This window comes from Microbacterium sp. CCNWLW41, from assembly GCF_037083505.1.
This window is the reverse complement of the sequence record NZ_JBAOJP010000002.1, coordinates 206,893-232,667: the sequence shown is the minus strand read 5'-3', so window position 1 is coordinate 232,667 and position 25,775 is coordinate 206,893. Positions and strand designations below refer to the sequence as shown.

The following is a 25,775-nucleotide window of genomic DNA, read 5'->3' as shown; positions in this document are numbered from 1 at the left end:
CCTGAGTCGATCCCGTCGGCCGACGAGCCAGAGGAGACCGCTTGTGCTGACGCTCCTCGCCGTGTTCGCCCTCGCCTCGCTTCTGCTGCCGGTGCTGGTGCGCGCGGTCGGAGCCCGGGCCTTCGCCATCGCCGCCCTCGTGCCGGCGGCGGCCTTCGTCCACGCGGCGATGCTGACCCCCGCGGTCCTCGCCGGGAACGACGACCCGGCACGGACGCCGTGGGAGAGCGTCCCGTGGATTCCGCAGCTGGGCCTGTCCCTCTCGTTCCGGATGGACGTGCTGGGCTGGGTGCTGACGCTCATCGTCACGGGCGTCGGGGCGCTCGTGCTCCTGTACTGCCGCTGGTACTTCCGCGACTCCACGTCGATCGGACAGTTCGCCGCGGTCCTGCTCGCCTTCGCGGGGGCGATGTACGGGCTCGTCCTCACCGACGACCTCGTCCTGCTCGTGATGTTCTGGGAGGTCACGAGCATCCTGTCCTACCTGCTGATCGGCCACTATCACCGGCGCGGGGCGAGCCGACGCTCCGCCCTGCAGGCGCTGCTGGTCACCACCCTGGGCGGTCTGGCGATGTTCGTGGGCGTCGTGCTCCTCGTCGTCGACACGGGGACGACGAGCATCGTGGCGATCCTCGAGGCCGCCCCCACCGGCGCGGTGGTGGACGCGGCGGTCGTGCTCCTGCTCGTGGGCGCCCTGAGCAAGTCCGCCATCTTCCCGTTCCACTTCTGGCTCCCCGGTGCCATGGCGGCCCCGACGCCGGTCAGCGCGTACCTGCACGCCGCGGCGATGGTGAAGGCCGGCATCTACCTGATCGCCCGGTTCGCGCCGGTCTTCGCCCTCGCCGCGCCGTGGCGCCCGATCGTCATCGCGCTCGGCGTGTTCACGATGCTGCTCGGCGGGATCCAGGCGCTGCGCGAGACGGACCTGAAGCGCATCCTCGCGTTCGGGACGGTCAGTCAGCTGGGATTCTTCACGATCGTGCTCGGCTACGGGACGCCGGACGCGGCGCTCGCCGGGCTCGCGCTGGTGATCGGGCACGCCCTGTTCAAGTCGGCGCTGTTCCTCATCGTCGGCGTGATCGACCGTCAGCTCTCGACGCGTGACATCACGGAGCTGTCCGGCGTCGGCCGTCAGGCGCCGGTGATCGCCACAGCCTCGTTCATCTCGGTCGCCTCGATGGTGGGCATCGCCCCGACCATCGGATTCGTGGCGAAGGAGTCCACCCTGACGGCCCTCGGGGAGGACGCGCTCGCGGGCTCGCCGTGGGGCATCGTGGCGATCATCGGCGTCGTGATCGGATCCATGCTCACCGCGGCATACGGGGCGCGATTCCTGTGGGGCGCGTTCTGGCGGAAGCGGAACGCCGACGGCAGTCGTATGCCGGAGACGGAATGGCCGGACCCGCCGTTCGGCTTCCTCGTGTCACCGGTGGTGCTCGCAGGGGTGAGCCTCGCTGCCGGCATCGGCGCTCCGTTGGTCGACAAGGCCCTCCAGGGGTACGCGGCGACCGCGCAGACCCCGGGGCACGACGGCACGCCGCGGGAGCCCGGTCACCTCGCGCTCTGGCACGGCCTCGAGCCGGCGCTGTTCCTCTCGATCGGAGCCATCGTCCTCGGCATCGGCCTGTTCCTGCTCACGCGCCGGACGGGCTGGGACGCGAAGCCGCGTCTGATCCCGTTCACCGCACAGGACGCGTACTACCTGGTGATGCGCGGCGTCGACCGGCTCTCGGTCGTGACCACCGGGCTCACCCAGCGCGGCTCGCTCCCGGTCTACGTCGGCACGATCTTCATCGTGGTCGTCGGCGCCGAGGTCACCGCGCTGGTGGCCGGCGAGGCGGCGCGCGCCCAGCTCAGCGCGTGGCACACGCCGATCCAGGTCGTCGTCGCGCCGATCATGATCGCGGCCGGCATCATGGCCGTCCGGGCACGCAAGCGCTACACCGGCGTGGTCCTGGTCTCGGTCACGGGGCTCGGGATGGTCGTCCTGTTCGCCACCAGCGGGGCGCCCGACCTCGCCCTCACGCAGATCCTCGTGGAGACGGTGACCCTGGTGACCTTCGCGCTCGTGCTGCGGCGGCTGCCCGCGCAGATGGGCGAGCACAACGCGTCCGTCGGACGCGTTCCGCGCGCGGTGCTGGGCGCGGCGGTCGGCATGACGATGGCGCTCGTCGCGGTCCTCGCCACGAGCGCCCGCGTCGCGGACCCGATCTCCGAGGCGTTCCCGACGCTCGCGTACGAGCTCGGCCACGGAAAGAACGTCGTCAACGTGGCGCTGGTGGACCTGCGCGGCTGGGATACCATGGGCGAGCTCTCGGTGCTCGTGCTGGCGGCGACCGGCGTCGCCTCCCTCGTGTTCGTGACGCACCGCGCCGACCGGCTCTCCAGCATGAGCGCGCTGCCCGACACCGCCCAGCTCGGCGTCGTTCCCGACGGTGCCCGCGGCCGCCGCACGCGCCACCGCCCGCTCGTGGAGACCACCGACGGCCTGCGGTTCCAGACGGCCGAGAACCGCGGGGGACCGCGGGCCTGGCTCATCGGCGGACAGCAGATGAAGCCGGAGAACCGCTCGATCCTGCTCGAGGTGATCGTCCGGATCCTGTTCCACACGATCATCGTCGTGTCGATCTTCCTGCTCTTCGCCGGCCACAACGCCCCGGGCGGGGGATTCGCCGGCGGTCTCGTCGCGGGCATGGCCCTGGTCATGCGCTACATCGCGGGCGGGCGCTGGGAGCTCGGCGCCGCCGCGCCCACGGACGCCGGTCGCCTCCTCGGCGCGGGGCTGATCCTCGCGGTGGGCGCCGCCGTGGTGCCGCTGTTCTTCGGCCTCGCTCCGCTCACGAGCACGTTCTGGGAGGCCGAGATCCCGGTGATCGGGCACATCGAGTTCGTGACCTCGACGATCTTCGACATCGGCGTGTACCTCGTGGTGATCGGGCTCGTCCTGGACGTGCTGCGCAGCCTCGGCGCCGAGGTGGACCGGCAGACCCTCGAGATGCGGGCCCGGGGGGTGCGCATCTGATGGACGTGTCGCTGACCCTGATCGTCATCATGGCCGTGCTCTTCGCCTGCGGGGTCTACGCGATGCTCGAACGGAGCCTCACCCGGGTGCTCATCGGGTTCCTGCTCCTGGGGAACGCCACCAACCTCCTGCTGCTGATCGTGATGGGCTTCCCCGGCAAGGCGCCGTTCTACGGGGTCGACGGCGAGGTCAGCGACCCGCTGCCCCAGGCCCTCACGCTCACCGCCATCGTCATCACGTTCGCCGTCTCGGCGTTCCTGCTCGCGCTCATCTACCGCTCCTGGCAGCTCGGTCAGGCCGACACGGTGGAGGACGACGCGGCGGACATCGCGCTGCGCGGTCGTACCGAGGACGAAGAGGACCTCATGGAGGACGAGGGGGATCCCGCGGACGAGGAGGCCACGACGGACTTCGTCGGCGTCGACACCGCGCCCATCCGGATCCTGCACAGCCGCGACCTCGACGCCATCGTCGACGACGCTCCCATGGACGTCCCGGCCATGCCCGCCGCGGCGCCGGTCGATCGCGGGCCCACGGCCGCCGAGCCGGATCCGGGTTCCGCGCACGGGACGGACACGGCAGGCACGGACGACAGCGACGGCACGGGGAACGGGGGAGCGCGATGAACGCCCTCGTCCCGCTGCTCGTGGCCCTGCCGCTGCTGGGCGCGGCCGTCACGCTCGTCTTCGGCCGGAACAACCGGGTCCAGGTGATCGTCTCCGTCGTGACCCTGGGGCTTGTCTCGGTGATCGCGGCCGTCCTGCTCGTCGCCGTCGACGCCTCCGCGGCGCCGTTCGCGGTCGAGGTCGGCGGCTGGCCCGCTCCGTTCGGGATCGTGCTCTACGTGGACCGGCTGGCGGCGCTGCTCGTGCTCATCTCGAGCATCGTGCTCGTCGCGGTCCTGCTGTTCTCGATCGGCCAGGGCTCGGCGGACGGGGCCGAGGAGACGCCGATCTCCATCTTCAACCCGTCGTACCTCATCCTCGCCGCGGGCATCTTCAACGCGTTCATCGCGGGCGACCTGTTCAACCTCTACGTGGGCTTCGAGATCCTGCTCGTGGCGTCGTACGTGCTCATCACGCTCGGCAGCACGGAGTCCCGGATCCGCACCGGCGCGGTCTACATCGTCGTCTCGCTGGTGTCCTCGATCCTCTTCCTCGCCTCGATCGCCATGATCTACGGCGCGCTGGGGACCGTGAACATGGCGCAGATCGCCCAGCGCATGGGGGAGCTCCCCCAGGACACGCAGCTCGTCCTGCACCTGATGCTCGTGATCGCGTTCGGGATCAAGGCCGCCGTGTTCCCGGTGTCCTTCTGGCTGCCCGACTCCTACCCGACGGCCCCCGCGCCGGTCACGGCGGTGTTCGCCGGCCTGCTGACCAAGGTGGGCGTGTACGCGCTGATCCGCACCGAGACCCAGCTGTTCGCCTCGAACAGCATCGACACGGTCCTTCTCGTCGTGGCGCTGGCCACCATGATCGTCGGCGTGCTGGGCGCCGTCGCGCAGGCGGAGCTGAAACGGATCCTGTCCTTCACGCTGGTCAGCCACGTGGGGTACATGGTGTTCGGCCTGGCGATCGCCACGCCCGCCGCCATCGGGGCGACGGTGTACTACATCGTCCACCACATCGTCGTGCAGACCACCCTGTTCCTCGCGGTGGGTCTCGTCGAGCGACGGGCGGGCAGCACGTCGATCCTGCGGGTCAAGGGGCTGATGAAGGCCGCTCCGCTCATCGCTGTGCTCTACTTCGTTCCCGCGATCAACCTCGGCGGGCTTCCCCCGTTCTCCGGGTTCATCGGCAAGTTCGCCCTGTTCGAGGCCGCGGCGAGCGTCGGCACCCCGCTGATGATCGTGCTGATCGTGGGCGGGGTCGTCACGTCGCTGCTGACCCTGTACGCCCTGATGCGCGCCTGGAACCTCGCGTTCTGGCGCGAGGAGGAGGACTCGACGGCGACGGAGGAGCGGATCGCGTACCTCGGCAAGGCGCCGGCCGCGGGGGACCAGCAGGAGCAGCGACGGATCCCGCGGATCATGACCGTGGCCACTGGCGGCATGGTCGCCGTGACGCTGGCGCTGACGGTGTTCGCCGGACCGATCTATGCGCTGTGCGACCGGATCGGCGAGGCGCTCCTGCAGCCCATCGTGCTCGTCACCGAGGGCGCGGCGGACGACGGGACGGGGGACGCGCCATGAGCCCCGAGACCAAGCGCGGCCTCTGGCGCGACATCCGCACGCAGCTGCCGTTCCTGCTGTGGCTGATCGTCCTGTGGATGCTGCTATGGGGCCAGTTCACGGTGCTGTCCCTCCTCACCGGCATCGCGGTGGCCGTGTTCGTCACCCGCGTGTTCCGGCTTCCCACCGTGGAGCTGTCGGGCCGGATCAACCTGTGGTGGACGGCCGTGCTGCTCGTCCGGTTCCTCGCGGCGGTGGTCCACGGATCCCTCACCGTCGCCCTTCAGGTCCTGAATCCGCGACGCCAGCCCGGCACCGCCATCATCGCGGTGCCGCTGCGCTACGCCGACGACCTCGTGATGACCCACGTGGCCGTCACCGCCTCGCTCATCCCCGGTTCGCTCGTCGTGGAGGCGGATCGCGACAACCGCACGCTGTACCTGCACGTGATCGGGGTCCGTTCGCGGGCGGACGCCGATCGCCAGCGGGCCGGGGTGCTGCGCTGGGAGCGCCGCATCGTCCGGGCGCTCGGGTCCCCGGCGCAGATGCAGGCGCTCCGCGCGGACGAGGAGCGCGCCGGGGAGCGGGGCGCGTCCGCGCACACGGCCGGACTCGACCGGGGCGACGGCCGCCGCGCCCGCCGCCCGGAGGGAGGCGCATGAACCCGCTGCTGCTCGTCATCATGATCGTGTTCGGCATCGCGGCGATCCTCACCGTGATCCGGATCGTGATCGGGCCGTCGATCCTCGACCGTGCGGTCGCCAGCGACGTGCTGCTCACGGAGGTGATCTGCGTGCTGGGCGCGGAGATGGCCATCAACCAGCACATCCGGACGCTCCCGGTGCTGCTGATCGTCGCGGCCGTGGGCGTCTTCGGCTCCATCTCCGTCGCCCGCTACGTCGCACGGAGGGACAACACGCCGTGAACCTCTTCGACCTCGTGATCCCGGACGCGGTGATCGACACCGCGGTGCTGATCCTCATCCTCCTGGGCGCCCTGCTGTGCCTCACCGCGGCGATCGGGCTGCTGCGCTTCCGGGACGTGCCGACCCGCCTGCACGCGGCCACGAAGCCGCAGGTGCTCGGCCTGCTGCTGATCTGCGTCGCGATCGCGCTGTCCCAGCGCTCCGTGATGGGCATCCTGCTCGGCGCGCTGCTGGTGGTCCCCGTCGTGCTCATGCAGTTCGCGACCGCGCCGCTGTCGGCGCACATGGTCGGCCGCCAGGCCTACCGCAACGACACGATCGACCGTCGCGAGCTGGTCGTCGACGAGCTCGCGGAGTCCCGGGAGACGCCGCCCGCCGCGGGCGGCTGAGCGGCGTCAGCCGGTCTTCGCCGGCGGGAACGTCTGGCGGAGGAAGTCGACGATGAGCTCGACGGCCGGGCGCGAGTCGCTGATGAGCGTCTCGTGGCCGTGCCCGGGGATGACCTCGAACCGGGCGTCGCTCAGGCCGTCGACCACCGACTGGCACCACGGCGCCGGGCACACGGGGTCCGATGCGCCGCGCAGCACGAGCGTCGGCACGCGGATGCGGGAGAGGGCCTTCTCGGGGCGATGCGTCACGGTCGCCCGGACCTTCGCGGCGAGATGCGGACCCGCCCGCAGATACTCCCGGGCGCCGCGGAGGAAGACCCGCGGATCCAGCCGGAGGATGTCGCGCCCCAGCCGCAGGGCCTGCTTGAGGACGCCGCGGGCGCTCTGGTCGACCGTGGGCGCCGCCAGCACGACCGCGGCGACGAGGTCGGGGTGGCGCGCCGCCAGCTCGACGGCGATCTGGCTGCCCATGGAGTGGCCGACGACGATCGTGTCGCGACGGCTCTCCGAGCCGAGGAAGGCGGCGACGAGCTCGGCGTGCTCCGCCATCGTGAGCGGGCGCTCGGGCTCCGGCGCCTCGCCGAAGCCGGGCAGGTCCACGGCGACGACCGTGCCCTCCAGCCCCTCGGCGTCACCCAGCGGCGTGTCCGCGAGGTGCTCGACGAGGTCCACGAACACGCTGCGCCCCATCCCGAGCCCGTGCAGCAGGACGTAGACGGGAGCGCCGCGTCCGAAGGTCTCGCCGACGAGCACCGCGCCGCTCGGCACGCCGGCGACGCCCGCGCGATCGGCGTCGAACTCCCGGACGGCGGCGTCGGAGTCGCGGCTCAGGAGCGGTCGGGGCACCCTCCGACCCTAGTGCGCGGGGCGGCGCGGGCCGGAATCGGCGGCTCCGCGGTCGGAGGTCAGGGGTGCGCGGAGGCCGGATCGAGGAGGTCGCCCTGGGGGGCGTCCGCCGCGGTCATCCGCTCCAGGAAGCGGATCACCGCGCCCCGCTCGACGGGGGACATCGCGGCGGCGACCGCGAACCGTCGCGCGTGCTGGCGGCCGATGGTGTCGTGGGCGGACCGCCGGGTCGAGGCGGTCACGCGGATGGCCACGGTGCGCCGGTCGGTGGGGTGGGCCGACCGGATCAGGTGCCCGCCCGCGACGAGCCGGTCGACGAGCTTGGTCGTGGAGGCGCTGGAGATGCCGACCTCCTGCGCGATGAGCTTGGGGGTGGCGACCTCGCCGCGCTGCTGGGCGCGCATGATGACACGGATGGCGCGCATGTCCGTCTCGTTAAGACGCATGAACCGGGCCGAGGCCTCGGACAGCGCCCGGGCGGCGCTCTGCCACGTCCCCAGCGCCTCCATCACCGCGAAGGACTGCTCGACGTCCTCTTCGGAGAGACCGTCGACGTCCACGAGGTCGGGGTCGATGGACGCGTGTCGGCGACTCCTCGGCGGGTGTTCTCTCTCGGCCACGGCTCCATCGTACTGTCTTATGCTAAGTTGAATTCTTGCCAGGCTAAAGAAATGAGGATCCGGTGGAGATGGTGGTTCTCGTCGATGACGCCGGCACTGCGGTCGGCACGCATCCGAAGGCGACCGTGCACACGCGGACGACACCGCGTCATCTCGCGTTCTCCTGTCACGTCGTCGACGACGAGGGGCGCGTCCTGATGACCCGGCGGGCGCTCGGGAAGCAGACGTGGCCGGGGGTGTGGACGAACGCGTTCTGCGGTCACCCCCGACCGGAGGAGGACCTCGAGGCCGCCGTCCACCGGCGGGCCCGTTTCGAGCTGGGCCTGGAGATCGAGATCCTCGCCTGCCCCCTTCCGGACTTCGGGTACACGGCCGTCGACGCCTCGGGAGTGCGGGAGAACGAGCACTGCCCCGTGTTCCTGGCCCGGGCCGTCTCCGCGGTCGGGGCGAACCCGGACGAGGTCGCGGAGACCCGCTGGACGACCCCCGCCGACCTCGTCGCGGCCGTAGACGCGGCGCCGTGGGCGTTCAGCCCGTGGCTCGTCGCGCATCTCCCCGCGCTGCGACCCGCGCTGGCGGAGGCGGCCCGGCCGGGGGCCGAAAGGGGCCGTCCCGTCGAGGACGCGCTGTACGCCGCGTTCGACGATCGGCTCCGCGAGATCCTGGAGGAGGCGCGCCGGGAGGCCGCCGCCGGATTCGCGCCCGCGTACGCGCACCTGTGGGACGCGATCGGCGTCCTCGTGACGGGGGGCAAGAAGATCCGGCCGCGCCTGCTGCTCGGGGCCTACGCGGATCTCGGCGGCGCGGACCGCGCGGCCGCGATCGACGCCGCCTGCGCGGTGGAGATCCTGCACGCCGCCTTCGTCATCCACGACGACGTCATCGACGGCGACCTCACCCGTCGCGGCCGGGAGAACGTCACGGGCAGCTTCGCGTCCGAGGCCCGGACGCGCGGTGCGTCCCGGCGCGATGCGCGCGCGTGGGGGGAGGCCTCGTCGATCCTCGCCGGAGACCTCCTGCTGACCCGGGCGCACGCACTGCTCGCCGGCCTCGACGTCGCGGAGCCGGTGCGCTCGGCGGTGCTCCGGACCTTCGACGAGACGGTGTTCGAGACGGCCGCGGGCGAGCACACGGACGTGCGTCTGAGCATGCACCTGGATGCGGCGACGCCGGAGGACGTGCTGGCGATGATCGAGCAGAAGACGGCCGCGTACTCCTTCCGCGCGCCCCTGGTCCTCGCGGCGCTCCTCGCGGGGGCGCCACCGCGGACCATCGACGCGCTGGACCGGATCGGCCGGCGCATCGGCGTCGTGTACCAGCTCCGGGACGACGTGCTCGGGACGTTCGGCGACGAGCGGGAGACCGGGAAGTCCGTGCTCAGCGACCTGCGGGAGGGCAAGGAGACGCTGCTGATCTCCTTCGCGCGCACGGACCCGGGGTGGCCGGCCGTCGCGCGGCACTTCGGCGACGGCGGGCTGTCCGCGGACGACGGCGCCCAGATGCGGCGCGTCGTCGAGAGCTCGGGGGCGCGTGCGACGGTCGAGGCACTGATCGACCAGCGATGCGCCGAGCTCATGACGCTCATCGCGGACGCCGGCCTGCCGGGGCCCCTCGCGCAACGGCTCAGGGAGGTGACCGACGCCGGCAGCGTGCGTCGCGCATGACCGCCACCGGGCTGAGCCTCTACGACCGGGCGGCGACGGACAGCGCGTCGGTCGTCATCCGCCGGTACTCCACGTCGTTCGCCTGGGCGAGTCGCCTGCTGCCCGCGGGCGTTCGCACGCACATCTCCCGGATCTACGCGCTCGTGCGGGTCGCCGACGAGCTGGTCGACGGTCCGGCCGCCGATGCCGGCGTCGGCCGGGAGGATCGACGCCGCCTCGTCGACGACCTGGAGGCCGAGACGGCGCAGGCGATCGACCGCGGCTTCAGCACGAACCTCGTCGTGCACGCGTTCGCGCTCACGGCTCGGGAGCATCGCATCGGCGCCGATCTGTACGGCCCCTTCTTCGCGGCGATGCGCACCGACACCGAGGAGGTCGCGCTCGATGCGGAGGGTCTTCGGTCCTATGTGCACGGCTCCGCGGAGGTCGTGGGGCTCATGTGCCTCGCCGTGTTCGAGGGCGGTCGCCCTCGCAGCGACGAGGAACGGGGGATCCTCCGCGACGGCGCGGCGCGTCTGGGGGCGGCCTTCCAGAACGTGAACTTCCTCCGCGACTACGCCGCGGACCGGGGTGAGCTGGGGCGTCGATACGTCCTCGGCACCGAGCAGGGGCTGACGGAGGAGGCCAAGGCCGCGGCGCTGGCGCGGATCAGGGACGACCTGCGGGCGGCGGACGCGGCCATCCCGCTCCTCGATCCGTCCTGCCGGCCCGCGGTGTGGGCGGCGCGGACGCTCTTCGGCGAGCTGGCGATGCGCCTGGAGCGCACGCCGGCCGCCCTCGTCGCCCGGCAACGGGTGCGTGTCCCGGATCCGGTCAAGGCCGGGATCCTCGTCCGCGCGCTCGCTCGGAGGGCCCGATGAGCCGTGTGGTCGTGATCGGCGGGGGAGTGGCCGGCCTCGCCACCGCGTGCCTGCTCGCCCGCGACGGCCACGACGTCACGCTCCTGGAGCGGCGGGACGAGGTCGGCGGCCGGGCGGGGGCCTGGGAGCGCGACGGCTTCGTCTTCGACACCGGTCCGTCGTGGTACCTCATGCCCGAGGTGTTCGAGCACTTCTACCGCATGATGGGCACGACGACCGCGGAGCACCTGGATCTCGTCCGCCTCGACCCCGGTTACCGGGTGGTCGGCGAGCCCGGGGACGAGCGGGAGGATCCGCCGACCGACGTGCGGTCGGGGACCGACGAGGCCGCCGCCCTGTTCGAGGCGCGGGAGCCGGGGTCCGGCGAGCGCCTCCGGCGGTACCTCCGTTCGGCGACCCGGGCGTACCGGGCGGCGCTGGCCGCCTACCTCTACAACCCCTTCTCCTCGTGGCGGGCCTTCGCGTCGCCGGGTGTCCTGCGCAACGCCCCGGCCGTGCTGCCCCTGCTGACGCGGTCGCTGTGGTCGTCCGTGTCGCGGCGGTTCCGGGACGGCCGGCTGCGGCAGATCCTGGGGTACCCGGCCGTCTTCCTCGGCACGTCGCCGTTCGACGCCCCGGCGCTGTATCACCTCATGAGCCACATGGACCTCGTCGACGGCGTGCGGTATCCGCAGGGCGGGTTCCGCCGGTTCGTCGCCTCGCTCGCCGATCTCGCCGAACGCCACGGAGTCGTCGTCGAGAGGGGCGCCGAGGCGGTCGCGATCCGCTCGGAGGGCGGCGTCGTCCGCGGCGTGGAGACGGTGCAGGAGGGGCGTCGGCGGCTCCACGCCGCGGACATCGTGGTGTCCGCGATCGACGAGCACCACACGGAGACCGCGCTGCTCGCCGAGGCGGATCGCTCCTACCCCGCTCGTCGCTGGGAGCGGCAGGTCACCGGCCCCGGGGCGGTGCTGGTGATGCTCGGCGTGCGGGGGCGCCTGCCGCAGCTGCGCCACCACACCCTCTTCTTCGCCGACGACTGGCACGACAACTTCGACGCGATCTTCGGCCCTCGGCCGCGAATCCCGGACCCCGCCTCCCTCTACGTGTGCATGCCCAGCGCGACCGACGACACGGTGGCGCCGGAGGGCTGCGAGAACCTGTTCGTCCTCGTGCCCGTGCCGCCCGACGTCGGGATCGGCCGCGGGGGCGTCGACGGGGCGGGGGACCCTCTCGTGGAGGAGGTCGCGGACCGAGCCGTCGCGCAGATCTCCCGCTGGGCGGGCGTCCCGGACCTCGCGTCGCGGGTGGCCGTGCGCCGGACGATGGGGCCGGCGGACTTCGCCGAGGAGTTCCACACCTTCCGCGGCAGCGCGCTCGGCCCCGCCCACACGCTGCGCCAGAGCGCCTTCCTCCGCGGCGTCACGCGGTCGCGCCGCATCGAGGGGCTCCTCTACACCGGAGCGACCTCCGTCCCCGGCGTCGGGCTGCCGATGTGCCTGATCGGCGCGGAGCTCGTCCTCAAGCACGTGCGCGGCATCCGCACGCCCGGACCCCTGGAGGAGCCGTGAGCCTCGTCTACGCCGCCGCCCTGCTCGGGAGCGGGGTGTGCATCGGCCTCCTCGACGCCCGGTTCCGGCTGGCCTTCGCCCGCGCGCCGATCCGCACCGGCGTCCTGCTGGCCGTCGGGGTGGCGTTCTTCCTGGCGTGGGATCTCGTCGGCATCGCCACCGGGGTGTTCCGCCACCTCGACTCCCGGTGGGCAACGGGGATCCTGGTCGCCCCGCAGCTGCCCGTCGAGGAGCTGCTGTTCGTCGCCTTCCTCTGCTACCTGACGCTCGTGCTGCTCGGCGGAGCCCGGCGTCTCGCGGCACGGAGGGCGGCGCGGTGACGTACCTGGTCATGTCCCTGCCGTTCATCGGCGTCGGCATCGCGGCGTTCCTCGCGGGCGGCGTCCGGGCCCGCGCGCGAGGGACCGCGGGCGGATACCTCCGGACCTGGGCGATCACGACGGCCGCGCTGGTCCTGCTCACGGCGGTCTTCGACAACGTCATGATGGCCGCAGGGCTCTTCGACTACGGGGACCGGCACACGAGCGGGATCCGGTTCGGACTCATGCCCGTCGAGGACTTCCTCTACCCCGTGGTCGGCACGATGCTGCTCGGCGGTGCGGCCGAGCTCCTTCGCGGCACCGATCGCCGGAGCGCCTCGTGAGCGGCGTCCTCGGCACCGTCCGTGCGCTCGTGGCGACCTCGCGGCCCCTGAGCTGGATCAACACCGCGTACCCGTTCGCCGCGGTCGTCGTGCTCACGACCGGCCGGATCGACGCGGCGCTGGTCGTGGGGGCGCTGTTCTTCCTCGTCCCGTACAACCTCCTGATGTACGGCGTGAACGACGTCTTCGACCACGCCTCCGACATCGCGAACCCCCGCAAGGGCGGAGTCGAGGGGGCGCTGCTGCCGACGCGTCTGCACCGGGCCGCCCTCCTCTGGTCCGTCACGCTCGCGGCGCCCTTCGTCGTGGCGCTCCTCGTGCTCGGCGCGGCGAGGCCGTGGTCGTGGGCGGTGCTGGCGCTCAGCCTCTTCGCCGTGGTCGCCTACTCGGTCCCGGGGCTGCGCTTCAAGGAGATCCCGGTCCTCGACTCGCTCACCTCGAGCGTGCACTTCGTATCGCCGGCGCTGTACGGCCTGGCGCTGGCGGGGACCGAGGTCACCCCGCCGATCGTCGTCGCGATGGTCGCATTCCTCCTCTGGGGGATGGCGAGCCATGCCTTCGGCGCGGTCCAGGACATCGTGCCCGACCGCGAGGCGGGGATCGGGTCCGTCGCCACGGCGCTCGGCGGCGCGGCGACGGTCCGCCTGGCCGTGCTGCTCTGGACCGGCGCGGGGGTCCTCGTCGCGTTCACGCCGTGGCCGGCCGCGCTCGCGGCGCTCGCCGCGGTGCCGTACGTCGCGAGCGCCTGGCCGTACCTGCGGGTCTCCGACGAGGCGTCGGGCGCCGTGAACCGCGCCTGGCGACGGTTCCTCGCGATCAACTACGCGACCGGGTGCGCCCTCACGATCCTGCTCATCCTCTGCGCCAGGGAAGGACTCTTCTCATGACCCGCGTGCTCGTCACCGGAGCGACCGGATACATCGGCGGTCGGCTCGTGCCCCTGCTCCTCGAGGCCGGCCACGAGGTCGTCTGCCTCGTGCGGGCGCCGTGGAAGCTCGCCGACGTGCCCTGGCGCGACCGCGTCCGCGTGGTCGAGGGCGACGTCGCCGATGGAGCGGAGCCCGCCATGGACGGGGTCGATGTCGCGTTCTACCTGGTGCACTCCCTCGGGGCCGGTCGCGGCTTCGGCGCGACCGAGAGCGGCGACGCCGAGGCCTTCGCCGCGGCGGCGGAGAACGCGGGCGTGGGCCGCATCGTCTACCTCGGCGGTCTGCACCCCGACGGGGTGGCGCTGTCCGCCCACCTCGCCTCCCGGGCCGCGGTCGGGCAGGTGTTCCTCGAATCCCGCGTCCCGGCGATCGTCTTCCAGGCGGGCATCGTGATCGGGTCGGGCTCCGCCTCGTTCGAAATGATCCGCCACCTCACCGAGGTGCTGCCCTACATGCCCGCGCCGCGCTGGGTGCGCAACCGCGTCCAGCCGATCGCCGTGCGCGACGTGCTGCGGTACCTCGTGGGGGCCGTCAGCATCCCCGAGACGCTGAACCGGACCTTCGACATCGGGGGTCCGGACGTGCTGCGGTACGGGCAGATGATGAACGGCTATGCGGTGGAGGCCGGCCTGCCGCAGCGGCCGATCGCCGCACTGCCCGTCCTCACGCCGTGGCTCGCCTCGCAGTGGGTGAACCTCGTGACGCCGGTGCCCCGGCGGATCGCGGTGCCGATCATCGCATCGCTGCAGAACGACTGCGTGGTGCGCGAGCACGACATCGACCGGTATCTGCCCCCGCCCGCGGAGGGCCTGCTGCCCTACCGCACGGCCGTCCGCCTCGCCCTGCGCCGCGAGCGGGAGGGCGCCGTGGAGACGAGCTGGCAGGACGCGACCGTGCCCGGAGCGCCGAGCGACCCGCTGCCGAGCGACCCGGACTGGTCCGGCCACACCGTCTACACCGACGTCCGGGAGCGGCGCAGCGACGCGCCGGCCGAGGCGGTGTGGCGCGTCATCGAGTCCATCGGCGGGGCCAACGGCTGGCACTCGTCGCCCGTGGCGTGGGCGGCCCGCGGGTGGCTGGACCGGATCACGGGCGGCGTCGGGATGCGTCGCGGCCGACGCCACCCCACGCGGCTGCAGACCGGCGACGCGGTGGACGTGTGGCGGGTGGAGACGATCGATCGCGGACGCTCGCTGCGCCTGCGCGCGGAGATGCGGATGCCGGGACGGGGCTGGCTGGAGCTCGGCGTCGATCCGGACGGTGACGGGAGCGTCTACCGTCAGCGCGCGGTGTTCTTCCCGAAGGGTCTTCTCGGGCGCCTCTACTGGGCCGTGCTGCTGCCGTTGCACGGCGTGATCTTCGGGGGGATGGTGGCGAGCATCGTGCGGGAAGCCTCTCGACCGGAGGGGGACCCGTCGTGAGGCTCTGGTCGCTGCATCCGCGGTACCTCGACCGCGCGGGGCTCGTCGCCGGGTGGCGCGAGGCGCTTCTCGCGCAGGCCGTGATCCTCGCACCCGAGCGCGGCTACGCGCGGCATCCGCAGCTGCTCCGGTTCCGCCGCGCCGAGGATCCCCTCGCCGCGATCGGGGACTTCCTCTCCGCGCTCGCCGACGAGGCGGACCGACGGGGATACCGTTTCGCGCGCGAGCGGATCCGGGCGACCGGGTCTGCCGCGGAGCTGTCCGTCACGACGGGCCAGATCGCCTACGAGTGGGGGCATCTGAGGACGAAGCTGCAGACACGCAGCCCGGAGGTCTGGGAGCGGTGGCGGACGATCGAGACCCCCGACCCGCACCCGTGCTTCGCCGTCGTCCCCGGCCCGATCGCGGACTGGGAGCGGGTGCTCCCTCCGGCCCGATCCGCCCGGAGACCCGATCACGCCCCCGAGCACGCCCAGGACCCGACCCCGCCCGCCGAGAGGCCAGACGACAGGAGAGACGCATGACCGACGCCGTCCCGACCATCCGCCGTGAGACCAAGCCGCCCCGCGCCGGCGCCGCCCACTTCGATCCGGGCGCCGTGGTCGCCTCAGCCACCTCGGCCGCGCAGGACGGGCGTCCTTTCGTCGAGGAGCCCGTCGCCTACGACGCCGTGCTCCTGTCCGGTTTCGGCGGACCGGAGGGCCAGGACGACGTGATGCCGTTCCTGCGCAACGTCACGCGCGGCCGCGGGATCCCCGACGAGCGCCTCGAGGAGGTCGCGCACCACTACCGGCACTTCGGCGGCGTGAGCCCGATCAACGGCCAGAACCGCGCCCTGCGCGAGGCCCTCCGCTCGGCGCTCGCCGCGGCCGGGTTGGACCTGCCCGTGTACGGGGGCAACCGCAACTGGGCGCCCTACCTCGACGACGTGCTCGCCGAGGCCGCGGCGGACGGCGTCCGCCGGATGATCGCGATCCCGACGAGCGCGTACTCCTCCTACTCGTCCTGCCGGCAGTACCGCGAGGACTGGGCGGACGCGCTGGAGGCCTCCGGGCTGGACGGCGTGCTCCAGATCGACAAGGTGCGTCAGTTCTTCTCGCACCCCGGGTTCGTGCAGCCCTTCGTGGAGGGGGTCCGCGAGGGGATCGCGGAGGCGGAGCGCGCGGGGCACGAGCGGTCCGGCATCGAGGTGCTGTTCACGACGCACAGCATCCCGTCGGCGGATGCCGAGCTGTCGGGAGCCGGGAGGTTCGCCGGGGTGGACGGCGGAGGGTACGCCGCGCAGCACCTCGCGGTGGCCGAGCACGTCATGGCGGAGGCGGCGCCGGGCGTCTCGTGGCGGCTCGTCTACCAGTCTCGGTCGGGGGCGCCGTCCACCCCGTGGCTGGAGCCGGACGTGAACGACGCGATCGCCGCGCTCTCCGGCCGCACCGCGGTCCTGGTCGTGCCGATCGGGTTCGTGAGCGACCATCTCGAGGTGCTGTGGGATCTGGACCGCGAGGCCAGGGAGACCGCCGAGGAGGCCGGGCTGTGGTTCGGCCGGGTCGCGACGCCCGGTGTGCACCCGGCTTTCGTGGACGCGCTCGTGGATCTCGTGCGCGAGCGGGTGGTCGGTCGTCCGGTGGCGCAGCGTGCCGCGGTGACCCCGATCGGCGTCTGGTATGACGTCTGCCGGCCCGGGTGCTGCGTGAAGGCGGGCGTGGCCCCCGGGCCGGCCATCGCCGGCGTCGCCCCCTGACGGTCGCTCCCTCCCGGTCGTTGAGCGAGGAGCGCAGCGACGAGACGAAACGTGGTGACCCGGTCTGCGGCTTGGTGCGGCCGCTGCGCGATGGCCTCATCCGTCGCGCAGTCCCCCGCCGTCCTTCGGTCGGCTCCCGCCAGGCCCGATGCCGGCGCGTCGGACGAGGCCATCGCTCCGCTCGGCTCCCGGGCGCCCCTTTCCCGGTCACCCTCCGGTCGTTGAGCGAGGAGCGCAGCGACGAGACGAAACGTGGTGACCTGGGGCTGCGGGGCGTTTCGTCTCGCTCCGCTCGCTCAACGACCGACGCCCTCCCGCCGGTCGTTGAGGGAGGAGCGCAGCGACGAGACGAAACGTGGTGACCCGGGGCTGGTACGCGTCTCGTCTCGCTCCGCTCGCCGAGACGCGCTCGCTCAGCGAGCGGAGGGGGTGAGGTGCAGGGTGTCCCGGGTCGCCGCGTCGACGGCCTTCGGCGTGAACGCCCACGGCGTCTGCCGTCCGGCGCGCCAGTCCTCGTTCTGATCCGTGTAGTGCTCGTGGAACGCATGGCCGCTGGCGCCGGTCAGGTGGTTCCACGTCGAGCGGTCGAAGTCGGACAGGTCGATCACCATGCGCATGGACGGCACGGTCGTCGTCGCATACGACTCGCCCAGCACCCACCCGGTCGCGTCGACGACCGAGGATCCTCCGCCGACCGGGAAGGGGCCGCGGTTGAACAGGGCTTCGACGGGCGCGATGCCCGAGGTCCCGAGCGTCTGGTGGGTCAGCGTGATCGCGTGCAGATCGCCCCAGTTCCAGCGGCTGACATCGGTGCCCTGCAGCCCGGAGAGCTCGTCGTAGGCCTGCTCGGCGGCCAGCGCCAGCATCTCGTCCCGGCCGGCGACGCCGAGCGTCTCGTTCGTCCACATCGCGTTGTCCGGGTCGTCCAGCAGCGCGCCGACCACCGTGAACAGGCGCCCCTGTCCGTCCAGGGGCAGCGGCACCTCTCGCTCCGCGAACAGATCGTGCGCGAGGTTCGACCACAGCACGTTGGCGTACGCGGCCGCGGCGGAGTCCGCGGAGTTCTGGGCGTCCCACGTGGACAGCAGCTTCACCGCGCTCTTCGGTCCGGCGCCGGAGACCTCGACGTCGCGCATCGCGGTCGCGAGCTGCTTGCCGATCCAGAACTCCTGGTCGTACTGGATGTCGGCCAGGTCCTGCGCCGTGAGGGGGCCGGCGGCGGAGCGCCGTTCGATGAGCGCCTCGATGCGCGCGGCGCGATAGCCGGCGTCCCAGTCGCGGGAGAGGAAGTACGGGTAGTCGTCGTCCACGATCGCGTTGTTCGCGGTGACGATGTAGCCCTCCTCCGGGTTGTACGAGACCGGAAGATCCTCGAAGGGGATCTCGCCTCGCCAGTCGTAGGCGCTGGACCACCCGGGCTGGGGCAGCCACCCGTTCCCGGCGCCGCGGATGGGCAGGCGCCCCGGGGTCTGATAGCCGATGTTGCCCTCGGTGTCGGCGTAGACGAGGTTCTGCGCCGGGACGTCGAAGAGCTCGGCCGCCGCCCGGAAGTCGTCGAAGTCCTTCGCCGTGCCCATCCGGAAGATGGCGGTGGAGGTCGTGCCGGGATCCAGGGCCGTCCAGCGGAGGCTCACGGCGTACTCGCCCGGCCAGGAGGCCACGTCCGCGGGAGGCGGGCCGACCTGCTCGACGCCCCCGACCACGCCGGTCGTGATCCGGGGGTCTTCGGCGATCGCGGTGAAGTCCGCGGTCAGCCCGGACACGATCGGCCCGTGCACCGTGCTGCGGATGGTGAGGGGGACGTCCTCGCCGCCGGCGACCTTGATCGTCTCCTCACGGACCTCCAGCGGATCCCCGCGTCCGTCGCGCCAGTAGGCGTTGCCGTTCACCTTCTCGACGTACAGGTCGGCGACGTCGGTCGTGAGGTTCGTGAATCCCCAGGCGACCGTCGCGTTGTGGCCGATCACGATGCTCGGCAGGCCCGAGAACGAGAACCCGGCGACGTCGAACGGGCATTCGTCGGAGACGGTCGTGCAGCGCAGCCCCATCTGGTACCAGACCGACGGCAGGGAGGCCCCGAGGTGGGGGTCGTTGGCGAGCAGCGGCATGCCGCTCTCGGTGAGGTCGCCGGAGACGACCCACGAGTTCGAGCCGATGCCCTCGCCGGGGTCGCCGAGCAGGGCGTCGACCGCGCCGAGGACGCCGTCCGCCTCGGTCCAGCGGATGCCGGGGGCGGCCGCCGCGCCGGCGCCGTCCGCGGCCGGGGTCTCGGTGCTGCTCGGGGTCGGCGTGCCGGCGTCCTCCGCCTCCGCCTCGCCCTCGGCGGGCGCCCCGGCACCGGTGCCGGCGGGGGCCGCGGGGGTGCCCTCGCCCGACAGGTCGGTGATCACCGGCACGATGACCGGGTTCCGGTCGAACGGGTACCCGGGATAGACGGCGTCGATGGTGGCCGCGTCCGTCGTCTGGGCGAGGATCGCCCTGGTCGTCTCGTCCTCGATGTTGGTCCTCAGGTCCCAGGCCATCGCCTTCAGCCAGGCCACCGAGTCGGCTGGCTCCCACGGCTCGGGCGTGTAGTCCGGATTGGTCATGCCGATCACGGCATATTCCAGGGACGCCTCGGCGCCGGTGTTCTCGGCGAGGTATGCGTTGACCCCTTCGGCGTACGCCTCGTAGTAGCTCCGCGTGGTCTCGTCCATCGCGTCGACCTCCTGCTGGGCGATCTCGTGCCAGCCGAGGGTGCGGAGGAACTTGTCCGTCTCCACCTGCGACGCGCCGAACAGCTCCGCCACGCGGCCGCTGGTGACGTGGCGGCGGAAGTCCATCTCGAAGAAGCGGTCCTGGGCGTGCACGAAGCCCTGCGCGAAGAAGAGATCGTGCGTGCTGTCGGCCGACACCGTCGGGATCCCGCGGTCGTCCCGCTGCACCGTGACCGGGGCCTCGAGCCCGGACAGCGCGAGCTCGCCGGTGGTCTGCGGGAAGGAGCGCTGGATCGTCCAGACGACGAAGAAGGCCGCCGCCGTCGCGAGGACCACGATGCCGGCGAGCACGCCGAACGCCACCCGCCCGACGATCCGGCCGATCCGTCGCCTCGGGCGGGGCTCGGCGGCGGAGGGGGGAAGAGTCGTCGACATCGCGCGTCCTTCGTTCCGGCTGACACGCAGTCCCACGATTCGGGTGCGTGGGTCTCTGCGAGGAGATGCCCTCGCATCCTAGCGCGCGGCCCCCGCGCCGCCCGGGAGCGGAAGCCGTGGGGCCTCACATGAGACGGGTGGACTCCAGGGCCCGCAGCAGCTTCTGGTTGAACCCGATGAGCGGAAGGCGCAGCACCAGGCCGAGCAGCAGCGCGGGCACCGCGAACAGCGCGAGCGACCCGAGCGAGACCCAGTAATCGTTCTCGTAGATCCCCGCGATCGCCGAGCGCATCGCGTTCACCGCGTGGGTGGCGGGGAGGAACGGGCTGACGCCCTGGAACCACTCCGGCAGCACCTGCAGCGGGTAGGCGCCGCCGGAGCTGGAGATCTGGACGACCAGCAGCAGCACGGCGAGGGCCTTGCCGGCGTTTCCGAACGTGACGACGAAGGTGTAGACGATCAGCGTGAACACCAGGGACATGACCCATCCGGCCAGGATCAGCAGGAACGGGTGCGCCGGCTGGACCTGGGTGAACAGCACGCTGCCGAGGCACACGAGCGAGCTCTGCAGGAACCCGACGAGGGCGAAGACGCCGAAGCGCCCGAGGTACGTCTGCGCCGGGGAGAGTGCGGGCAGGTCGGTCCCCGCGCCCTGGGGCGGGTCCACGCGGATCGACACGGAGATGAGCAGGGCCCCGACCCAGAGCGCGAGCACCGTGTAGAGGGGCGTCATCGCCGCGCCGAAGCTGACGACGGAGAAGACGGGGACCCGTTCCAGGGCCACGGGCTGGGCGAGGTGGGTCGCGAGCGCCTTCGGGTCCGCGCCGATCACGTCGGTGAGCTCGGTGAGGTCGCCCGTGTCGATGGCCTTCCCCAGCGCGGCGGAGAGCGCGTCGAAACGGCCGGCCGTCTCGGAGAGGGACGCGGAGATCCCCGTGGTCAGCGTCTCGGCGCTGGTCAGAGCGGTGCTCAGGGAGTCGGATCCGGAGAGGGACGCGGCCACCGAGGAGAGGTCCGCGCCGATCGCGTCGATGTTCCCGCCGATGACGGACAGCGTGTCGGCCAGCGCGTCGAGCTTCGGCTGCAGGCTTCCCGTGTAGGCGTCGCGGGCGTCGTCGACCGCGGCCTTGGCCTCGGCGACCAGTCCGCTGATCTCGGCGTGGGCGGCCTGGCTCTCGGCGTTGCTGTCCGTGACCCGCGTCGCGGCCTCCTCCAGCCGGTCGTGCAGGGCCTGCTCCCGGGCGATGGCGGCGTCGATCCGGGAGACCACCTGGTCGAGCGGCCCTCGCGCCGCCTCGGGGAGGAGCGGACGGACGTTCTGGACGAGGTCGTCGCGCAGCGTCCGGTGCTGGTCGATCTGGGTCTGGACGCGCGCGGCCGCGGCCCGCAGGGCGTCGGCGGTGGTGGCGGACTGCGCGTCCATCGCGGCGTAGACCTGGTCGATGCTGTCCGCGACGGCCTGATAGCTCTCGGAGGTGCCGGCGAGGGCGTCGCCGAGCGCGGCCGTGGTCGTGGCGAGCACGTCCTTCAGCTCCTGCGCGGCCGCCTTGCCCGCTCCCAGGGCGCCGGTCGCGTCGCGGAGCGCGGCGCCGGAGCCCTCGACGAGCTGCCCCGCGCTGTCGACGAGGGGGCGGCTGGAGGCGATCAGTGAGGTGAACATGTCGGCGGTGGCCGCCCCGGCGCGCAGCTGCGCCGACACCTCGCCGACGTGGGCCTGGAGCCGGGAGAGCACGGCCTGGGTGTCCGCGTCGTCGAGGAAGGACGACAGCGACGTGATGATGTTCAGCGCCGCCTCGCCCAGGGTCTCGGTGAACACCTCGTTGATGCTGGTGGAGACCTCGCCCGCGCCCTGCTCGGTGATCTTCGGGGCGAGGGCGTTCTTCTTCTCGTTCGTGTAGTACTCGATCCGGGTGCGCTCGGACCCGTCGGCGTAGAAGGTCATCATGTCGGCGCTGAAGGTCGGCGGGAGCACGATCGCGGCGTAGTACTCGCCGGACTCGGTGCCGTCGATCGCGTCCTCCTCGGAGGTGATCACCCAGTCGAGGTCCTTGTTCGCGCGCAGCGCCGACACCACCTGCTCGCCGACGTTGATGCGCAGCGGGATGAGATCGCTCTGGAAGCCGTCGTCCGTGTTGGCGACGGCGACGGTGAGGTTCCTGGTGTTGCCGAAGGGGTTCCAGCTCGCGATGACGTTGAACCAGGTGAACAGCGAGGGGATCACGACCAGGCCGAAGAGCACGATCACCGTCATGACGCTCCCGGTGGCGCGGCGCAGGTCGTGCCGGAACAGGCGGAGGATGTTCCTCATCTCGTCTCCTCCCCGTCCTCGCGACCCGGGACCGCGTCCTCGGGCGTCCCGATCTCCTCGGTCTCCTGCTCTGCCGCGTCCGCGGGGGCGGCGATCGGCGTCGTCGCGGGCGGATCGGGATCGGGTGAGGGCACGGACTCCGCTTCCGTACCCGTCTCCGCGTCGTCGCCGGCCGGGGCCTCCGCGTCCGTGTCCGCGCCGTCGGCGAACAGCGCGTCGAGGACCGCCGTCCCCTCCGCGGGCTCCTCGTCCGCCTCCGCGGGCTCGTCACGGACCGACGTCGGGTGCTCCCCGGCGCGCACGTCGAGCGCGACGGCGGTCCCCCCGGCGGCGGCCGCCCCCACGGGCAGCAGCAGCGTGTCCCGAGCGCTCTCGGCGACCAGCGCGTCCCGCAGCTCGGCCTCGGGCATCTCGCCGATCTCGGCCGCCTGCTGGATGCTCTGCCTGACGTACTCCAGCGTCACGAGGAAGGCGATGAGGATCAGGCACCACAGTGCCCACAGGCCGAGCATCGGCGCCTTCGCATCCGGGACCAGCCAGGCGACGACGCCGAGCACCGCCATGACTCCGGCGCCGACGATCAAGGTCAGGCGCAGCAGCGTCGGGTACCGGTCGGTGAACCGTCGTGCGCGGCGGGCGACCTCCGCGCGGTAGCCGTCGCCGTCGGTGAGGGCGCGGATGATCTCGGGCGTGCGGCGCCGGCCCGTGATCTGCACGTCCTCGCTCACGAGCAGCTGGCTCTCGGCGAGGCGCCGGTTGAACAGCAGCGCGAAGTTGCCGAGGCGCCGGCGGAGGAACAGCCCGAGCACGAAGGCGAGCACGACGAAGACGGCCAGGGCCCCGAGGAACCGCCAGTAGTGTCCGCCGTAGAAGCCGCTGATCGTCTCCCTCAGCGCGTCGATGCCGTACGTGAAGGGGAGGAACGGATAGAGCCCGCGGAAGAAGTCCGGCATCATCTCGATCGGGTACAGGCCGGATGCGCCGGGGATCTGGAAGATCACCAGCAGGATGCACAGCCCCTTGCCGACGTAGCCGAAGCACACCGACAGGGCGTAGATGATGCTGAGGTAGGACAGACCGATGAGCACGCCCGTGCCGACGAACGCGAACGCGTTCGCCGTCTGGACCCCGATGACGAGGTTGCCGACGCACACGAGGACGGCCTGGAACACCGCGATCGAGGCGAGCAGCATCCACCGGCCGAGGTACGCCTGACGAACCGAGACCCCCTCCACGCCCTCGGTGTCGACCTCCAAGCGCATGATGACCATCAGGACGAACGCGCCGATCCACAGCGACAGGTTGGTGAACAGCGCGGCCATGGCGGAGCCGTAGGCCGCCGTGGGGAAGACGACGTTCTCGTGGACCTCGACGGGGGACGCCATGAAGCGCGCGATCTGGTCCGCGTCGAGGCCGGTGAGGGTGCCGAGCCGGTTCCACACGTCCGCCGCGCTGAGGGCCAGGACGTCGGCGCGCACACCGCCGAGCCCGGACTGCGCCGTGGCGAGGTTCCCGTCCAGCGAGGCGAGCGCGGCCGTGGTGGCGGCGAGCTGCCCCTTAAGGCTTCCCAGCAGGCTCTGCGCCTGGACGATCTGGCTGCGCTGGGCGCCGAGGGAGGAGGAGAACGCGTCCGCGCTGGCCGAGAGCGCCGACATCGCGTGGTTGAGGGCGGGGACACTCTGCCGCAGCGCGTCGCGGATCGCGCCGGCCGAGGTCGCGGCCGTGCCGACGGCGGAGTCGACCGCATCCGCCGCCGACTGCACCGACGCGATGGTCGTCGACACGTCGGCGTTGAGCTGCGTGAGCTGGTCGAGCACCGCGCGGTCGCCGGCGTTGCGCTCCTGCAGCGCGTCGATCGCCGCGGTGAGCCGCTTCGCCGCGTCGGAGCCGGGGTCGGTCTCCTCGAGGATCTCCTGGAGCTCCGCCAGGGCCTTCGCGTTGGCGTCCACAACGGCGGTGAGGTCGTCGATCGCGGTGCCCACCGCGACGTTCGCCTGCTGCAGGCCCGCGGCGAGCTTCGCGATCGAGGCGTTCATCTTGGCGGAGGCCTCGGCGAGCAGGGTCGCGCCCGAGACGTACGCGGAGGTCACCCGGTCGGTGACGGTGAACAGCTCCTGCTGGGCCTCCGCCGCGATGGACTGCGCCTGCGCCACGGCGTCCTGCACCTCGCCGAGGGTGGCGTCGATGTCGCCGAGGGTCGCGGACGCGTCGTCCAGCCGACCCTGCGCGTCCGTCAGGCCGCTCGACAGCTCGGTGATCCGCTGGCGTGCGGTGCCGACCTTTCCGACGGCGTCGTCGAGCGCGGTGACGGTGGTGTCGCGCGCGTCGCCCAGGCGGTGCTCGGCGTCCTCGCCCGCGTTCTTCAGCTGGGTGGTCACGGCCTCCGCGACCACGGACACGAAGGTGCCGTTGATCTGCGTGTCGAGGGTCGAGGCGCCGACGTCGGTGATCTTGGGCGCGATCGCGTTCGCCTTCTCGTTCACGAAGTACTGCAGCTCCGGACGCGTGAAGTCGCCGGTCGTGATGCTCACGAAGTCGCGGCTGAAGTCCGCGGGGATGACGATCGCCGCGTAGCTGCGTCCGCTGCGGACCGCGTCCATCGCCTCGTCCTCGTCGACGAACTCCCAGCCGAGCTGGTCGTTCTCCTTCAGCTGGGCGACGAGCTCGCCGCCGACGTCGATGTCTCCGGTGAGCTCGGACGTGGCTCCCTGGTCCTCGTTCACGATGGCGACGCTCACGTGCTGCGTGTTCGAGTACGGATCCCAGAACGCGACGATGTTGAACCAGGCGTACAGCGACGGCGTGACGATGACGCCGAGGATGATGATCCAGGCCTTGCTCTGCCGAGCGAGCCGGCCCGCGTCGCGGCGGAAGACGCTCCACGCGTTCGGGGTGCGTCTGGTCATGCGGCGTCCGTCGGGACTGCGGGTGCGGCGGTCAGTTCCGGGTGGGCGGCGAGGAGGGACTCTGCCTCCCGCCACGACAGCCCGGCGATGCTCAGCACGGCCCGCACCGCGATGTCGGCCGCGGCGGTCGAGGAGGGGTCGGTGCGGGTCACGACGGTCCTCGCCGTCTCCTCGATGAGCCGGGCGAGCGTCGGCGCGGCGATGTCGGTGCGCAGCTGCGCGGCGTCCTGCCCGCGGCGCACGATCCCGGCCACCACGCGACGCAGCGGCGCGAGGGCCGCTGCGGTCTCCTCGACGTGGGCCTCGTCGAGGGCGATCGCGGCGGCGACCTGCACGTGCGCCGCCTCGTGCCAGAGCTCCGTGGTCAGCCGTGCGAGGGCCACCCGGGAGTCGTCGTCGTGGACCTCCTCCGCGATGGCGTTGAAGCGCTGGGCGCCCTGCCGGATGAGCTCGCTGACGAGGGCTCCGCGGTCGTCGAAGTGCCCGTACAGCGCGCGGCGGCTGAGGCCTGCCGCGCGGGCGATCTGGTCGACGGAGGCGTGCGGGTCCACCGCGAGAGCACGGGTGGCGGCGGCGAGGATGCCCGCTCGGTTCTCCGCCGCGTCGCGGCGCAGGCGGCGAGGGGCAGGGGTGTCGGTCACGCCCCCATG

At 72.3% G+C, this 25,775-nt stretch carries 21 protein-coding genes; 15 read left to right on the top strand and 6 right to left on the bottom strand.

What is annotated here, in order from left to right; all coding sequences use genetic code 11:
* Positions 1 to 43 precede the first annotated feature (43 nt).
* Genes V6R91_RS08865 through mnhG form a run of 6 tightly spaced genes read left to right on the top strand, consistent with a single transcriptional unit; the run spans position 44 to position 6,509 of the window.
* On the top strand, positions 44 to 3,022 hold the full coding sequence (locus V6R91_RS08865; protein WP_271061263.1) for a Na+/H+ antiporter subunit A: 2,979 nt from the start codon (positions 44 to 46) through the stop codon (positions 3,020 to 3,022).
* The gene (locus V6R91_RS08860; RefSeq protein ID WP_231819441.1) at positions 3,022 to 3,648 is read left to right on the top strand and encodes a Na(+)/H(+) antiporter subunit C; all 627 of its coding nucleotides are present in this window, start codon (positions 3,022 to 3,024) and stop codon (positions 3,646 to 3,648) included. The genes V6R91_RS08865 and V6R91_RS08860 overlap by 1 nt, the downstream gene beginning before the upstream one ends.
* A complete protein-coding gene (locus tag V6R91_RS08855; protein WP_067246757.1) occupies positions 3,645 to 5,216 on the top strand; it encodes a Na+/H+ antiporter subunit D in 1,572 nt (523 codons plus the stop codon). The genes V6R91_RS08860 and V6R91_RS08855 overlap by 4 nt, the downstream gene beginning before the upstream one ends.
* Complete coding sequence (locus V6R91_RS08850; protein WP_067246760.1) at positions 5,213 to 5,857, top strand: Na+/H+ antiporter subunit E; 645 nt, start codon at positions 5,213 to 5,215, stop codon at positions 5,855 to 5,857. The genes V6R91_RS08855 and V6R91_RS08850 overlap by 4 nt, the downstream gene beginning before the upstream one ends.
* The gene (locus V6R91_RS08845) at positions 5,854 to 6,120 is read left to right on the top strand and encodes a monovalent cation/H+ antiporter complex subunit F (RefSeq protein WP_067246764.1); all 267 of its coding nucleotides are present in this window, start codon (positions 5,854 to 5,856) and stop codon (positions 6,118 to 6,120) included. Before V6R91_RS08850 ends, V6R91_RS08845 begins: the two co-directional genes overlap by 4 nt.
* Positions 6,117 to 6,509, top strand: coding sequence for a monovalent cation/H(+) antiporter subunit G (mnhG, locus tag V6R91_RS08840; RefSeq protein ID WP_067246767.1), 393 nt, complete (start codon positions 6,117 to 6,119; stop codon positions 6,507 to 6,509). Before V6R91_RS08845 ends, mnhG begins: the two co-directional genes overlap by 4 nt.
* A gap of 6 nt (positions 6,510 to 6,515) precedes the next feature.
* Here the strand turns inward: mnhG and V6R91_RS08835 are convergent, their stop codons facing one another.
* Positions 6,516 to 7,355, bottom strand: coding sequence for an alpha/beta fold hydrolase (locus V6R91_RS08835; protein ID WP_336395203.1), 840 nt, complete (start codon positions 7,353 to 7,355; stop codon positions 6,516 to 6,518).
* 59 nt (positions 7,356 to 7,414) lie between these two features.
* Entirely contained in the window at positions 7,415 to 7,975 is a 561-nt protein-coding gene (locus tag V6R91_RS08830; RefSeq protein ID WP_336395202.1) for a MarR family winged helix-turn-helix transcriptional regulator, read from the bottom strand.
* Positions 7,976 to 8,043: 68 nt separating this feature from the next.
* Between V6R91_RS08830 and idi the strand changes: the two genes are divergently transcribed.
* The 9 genes from idi to V6R91_RS08785 are packed head-to-tail and all read left to right on the top strand — an operon-like array spanning position 8,044 to position 16,780.
* Positions 8,044 to 9,639, top strand: a complete 1,596-nt coding sequence (idi, locus tag V6R91_RS08825; RefSeq protein ID WP_336395522.1) for an isopentenyl-diphosphate Delta-isomerase — start codon at positions 8,044 to 8,046, stop codon at positions 9,637 to 9,639.
* Entirely contained in the window at positions 9,636 to 10,499 is an 864-nt protein-coding gene (locus tag V6R91_RS08820) for a phytoene/squalene synthase family protein (protein ID WP_336395201.1), read from the top strand. The genes idi and V6R91_RS08820 overlap by 4 nt, the downstream gene beginning before the upstream one ends.
* Positions 10,496 to 12,049 carry a phytoene desaturase family protein gene (gene crtI, locus V6R91_RS08815; RefSeq protein ID WP_336395200.1) on the top strand — a complete coding sequence of 518 codons (1,554 nt, stop codon included), beginning with the start codon at positions 10,496 to 10,498 and terminating at the stop codon, positions 12,047 to 12,049. The genes V6R91_RS08820 and crtI overlap by 4 nt, the downstream gene beginning before the upstream one ends.
* Positions 12,046 to 12,369: a lycopene cyclase domain-containing protein gene (locus V6R91_RS08810; RefSeq protein ID WP_067246778.1), complete on the top strand. Its 324-nt coding sequence runs from the start codon at positions 12,046 to 12,048 to the stop codon at positions 12,367 to 12,369. Before crtI ends, V6R91_RS08810 begins: the two co-directional genes overlap by 4 nt.
* A complete protein-coding gene (locus V6R91_RS08805; protein ID WP_336395199.1) occupies positions 12,366 to 12,692 on the top strand; it encodes a lycopene cyclase domain-containing protein in 327 nt (108 codons plus the stop codon). The genes V6R91_RS08810 and V6R91_RS08805 overlap by 4 nt, the downstream gene beginning before the upstream one ends.
* On the top strand, positions 12,689 to 13,579 hold the full coding sequence (locus V6R91_RS08800; RefSeq protein WP_336395198.1) for a prenyltransferase: 891 nt from the start codon (positions 12,689 to 12,691) through the stop codon (positions 13,577 to 13,579). Before V6R91_RS08805 ends, V6R91_RS08800 begins: the two co-directional genes overlap by 4 nt.
* Entirely contained in the window at positions 13,576 to 15,042 is a 1,467-nt protein-coding gene (locus V6R91_RS08795; protein WP_336395197.1) for an SDR family oxidoreductase, read from the top strand. The genes V6R91_RS08800 and V6R91_RS08795 overlap by 4 nt, the downstream gene beginning before the upstream one ends.
* Positions 15,039 to 15,566 (top strand): pyrimidine dimer DNA glycosylase/endonuclease V, encoded by a 528-nt coding sequence (locus tag V6R91_RS08790; protein ID WP_336395196.1) that lies wholly within the window; start codon positions 15,039 to 15,041, stop codon positions 15,564 to 15,566. Before V6R91_RS08795 ends, V6R91_RS08790 begins: the two co-directional genes overlap by 4 nt.
* Positions 15,563 to 16,780: a ferrochelatase gene (locus tag V6R91_RS08785; RefSeq protein WP_336395195.1), complete on the top strand. Its 1,218-nt coding sequence runs from the start codon at positions 15,563 to 15,565 to the stop codon at positions 16,778 to 16,780. The genes V6R91_RS08790 and V6R91_RS08785 overlap by 4 nt, the downstream gene beginning before the upstream one ends.
* Positions 16,781 to 17,193: 413 nt before the next feature.
* On the opposite strand, the gene V6R91_RS08780 is transcribed toward V6R91_RS08785, so the two are convergent.
* The 4 genes from V6R91_RS08780 to V6R91_RS08765 form a co-directional block, all read right to left on the bottom strand.
* Complete coding sequence (locus V6R91_RS08780) at positions 17,194 to 19,911, bottom strand: penicillin acylase family protein (RefSeq protein ID WP_336395194.1); 2,718 nt, start codon at positions 19,909 to 19,911, stop codon at positions 17,194 to 17,196.
* Positions 19,912 to 20,035: 124 nt separating this feature from the next.
* Positions 20,036 to 22,219 (bottom strand): YhgE/Pip domain-containing protein, encoded by a 2,184-nt coding sequence (locus V6R91_RS08775; protein WP_336395193.1) that lies wholly within the window; start codon positions 22,217 to 22,219, stop codon positions 20,036 to 20,038.
* Positions 22,216 to 25,125, bottom strand: a complete 2,910-nt coding sequence (locus V6R91_RS08770; RefSeq protein ID WP_336395192.1) for a YhgE/Pip domain-containing protein — start codon at positions 25,123 to 25,125, stop codon at positions 22,216 to 22,218. Before V6R91_RS08770 ends, V6R91_RS08775 begins: the two co-directional genes overlap by 4 nt.
* Positions 25,122 to 25,766 (bottom strand): TetR/AcrR family transcriptional regulator, encoded by a 645-nt coding sequence (locus V6R91_RS08765; protein WP_336395191.1) that lies wholly within the window; start codon positions 25,764 to 25,766, stop codon positions 25,122 to 25,124. Before V6R91_RS08765 ends, V6R91_RS08770 begins: the two co-directional genes overlap by 4 nt.
* Positions 25,767 to 25,775: the final 9 nt, after the last annotated feature.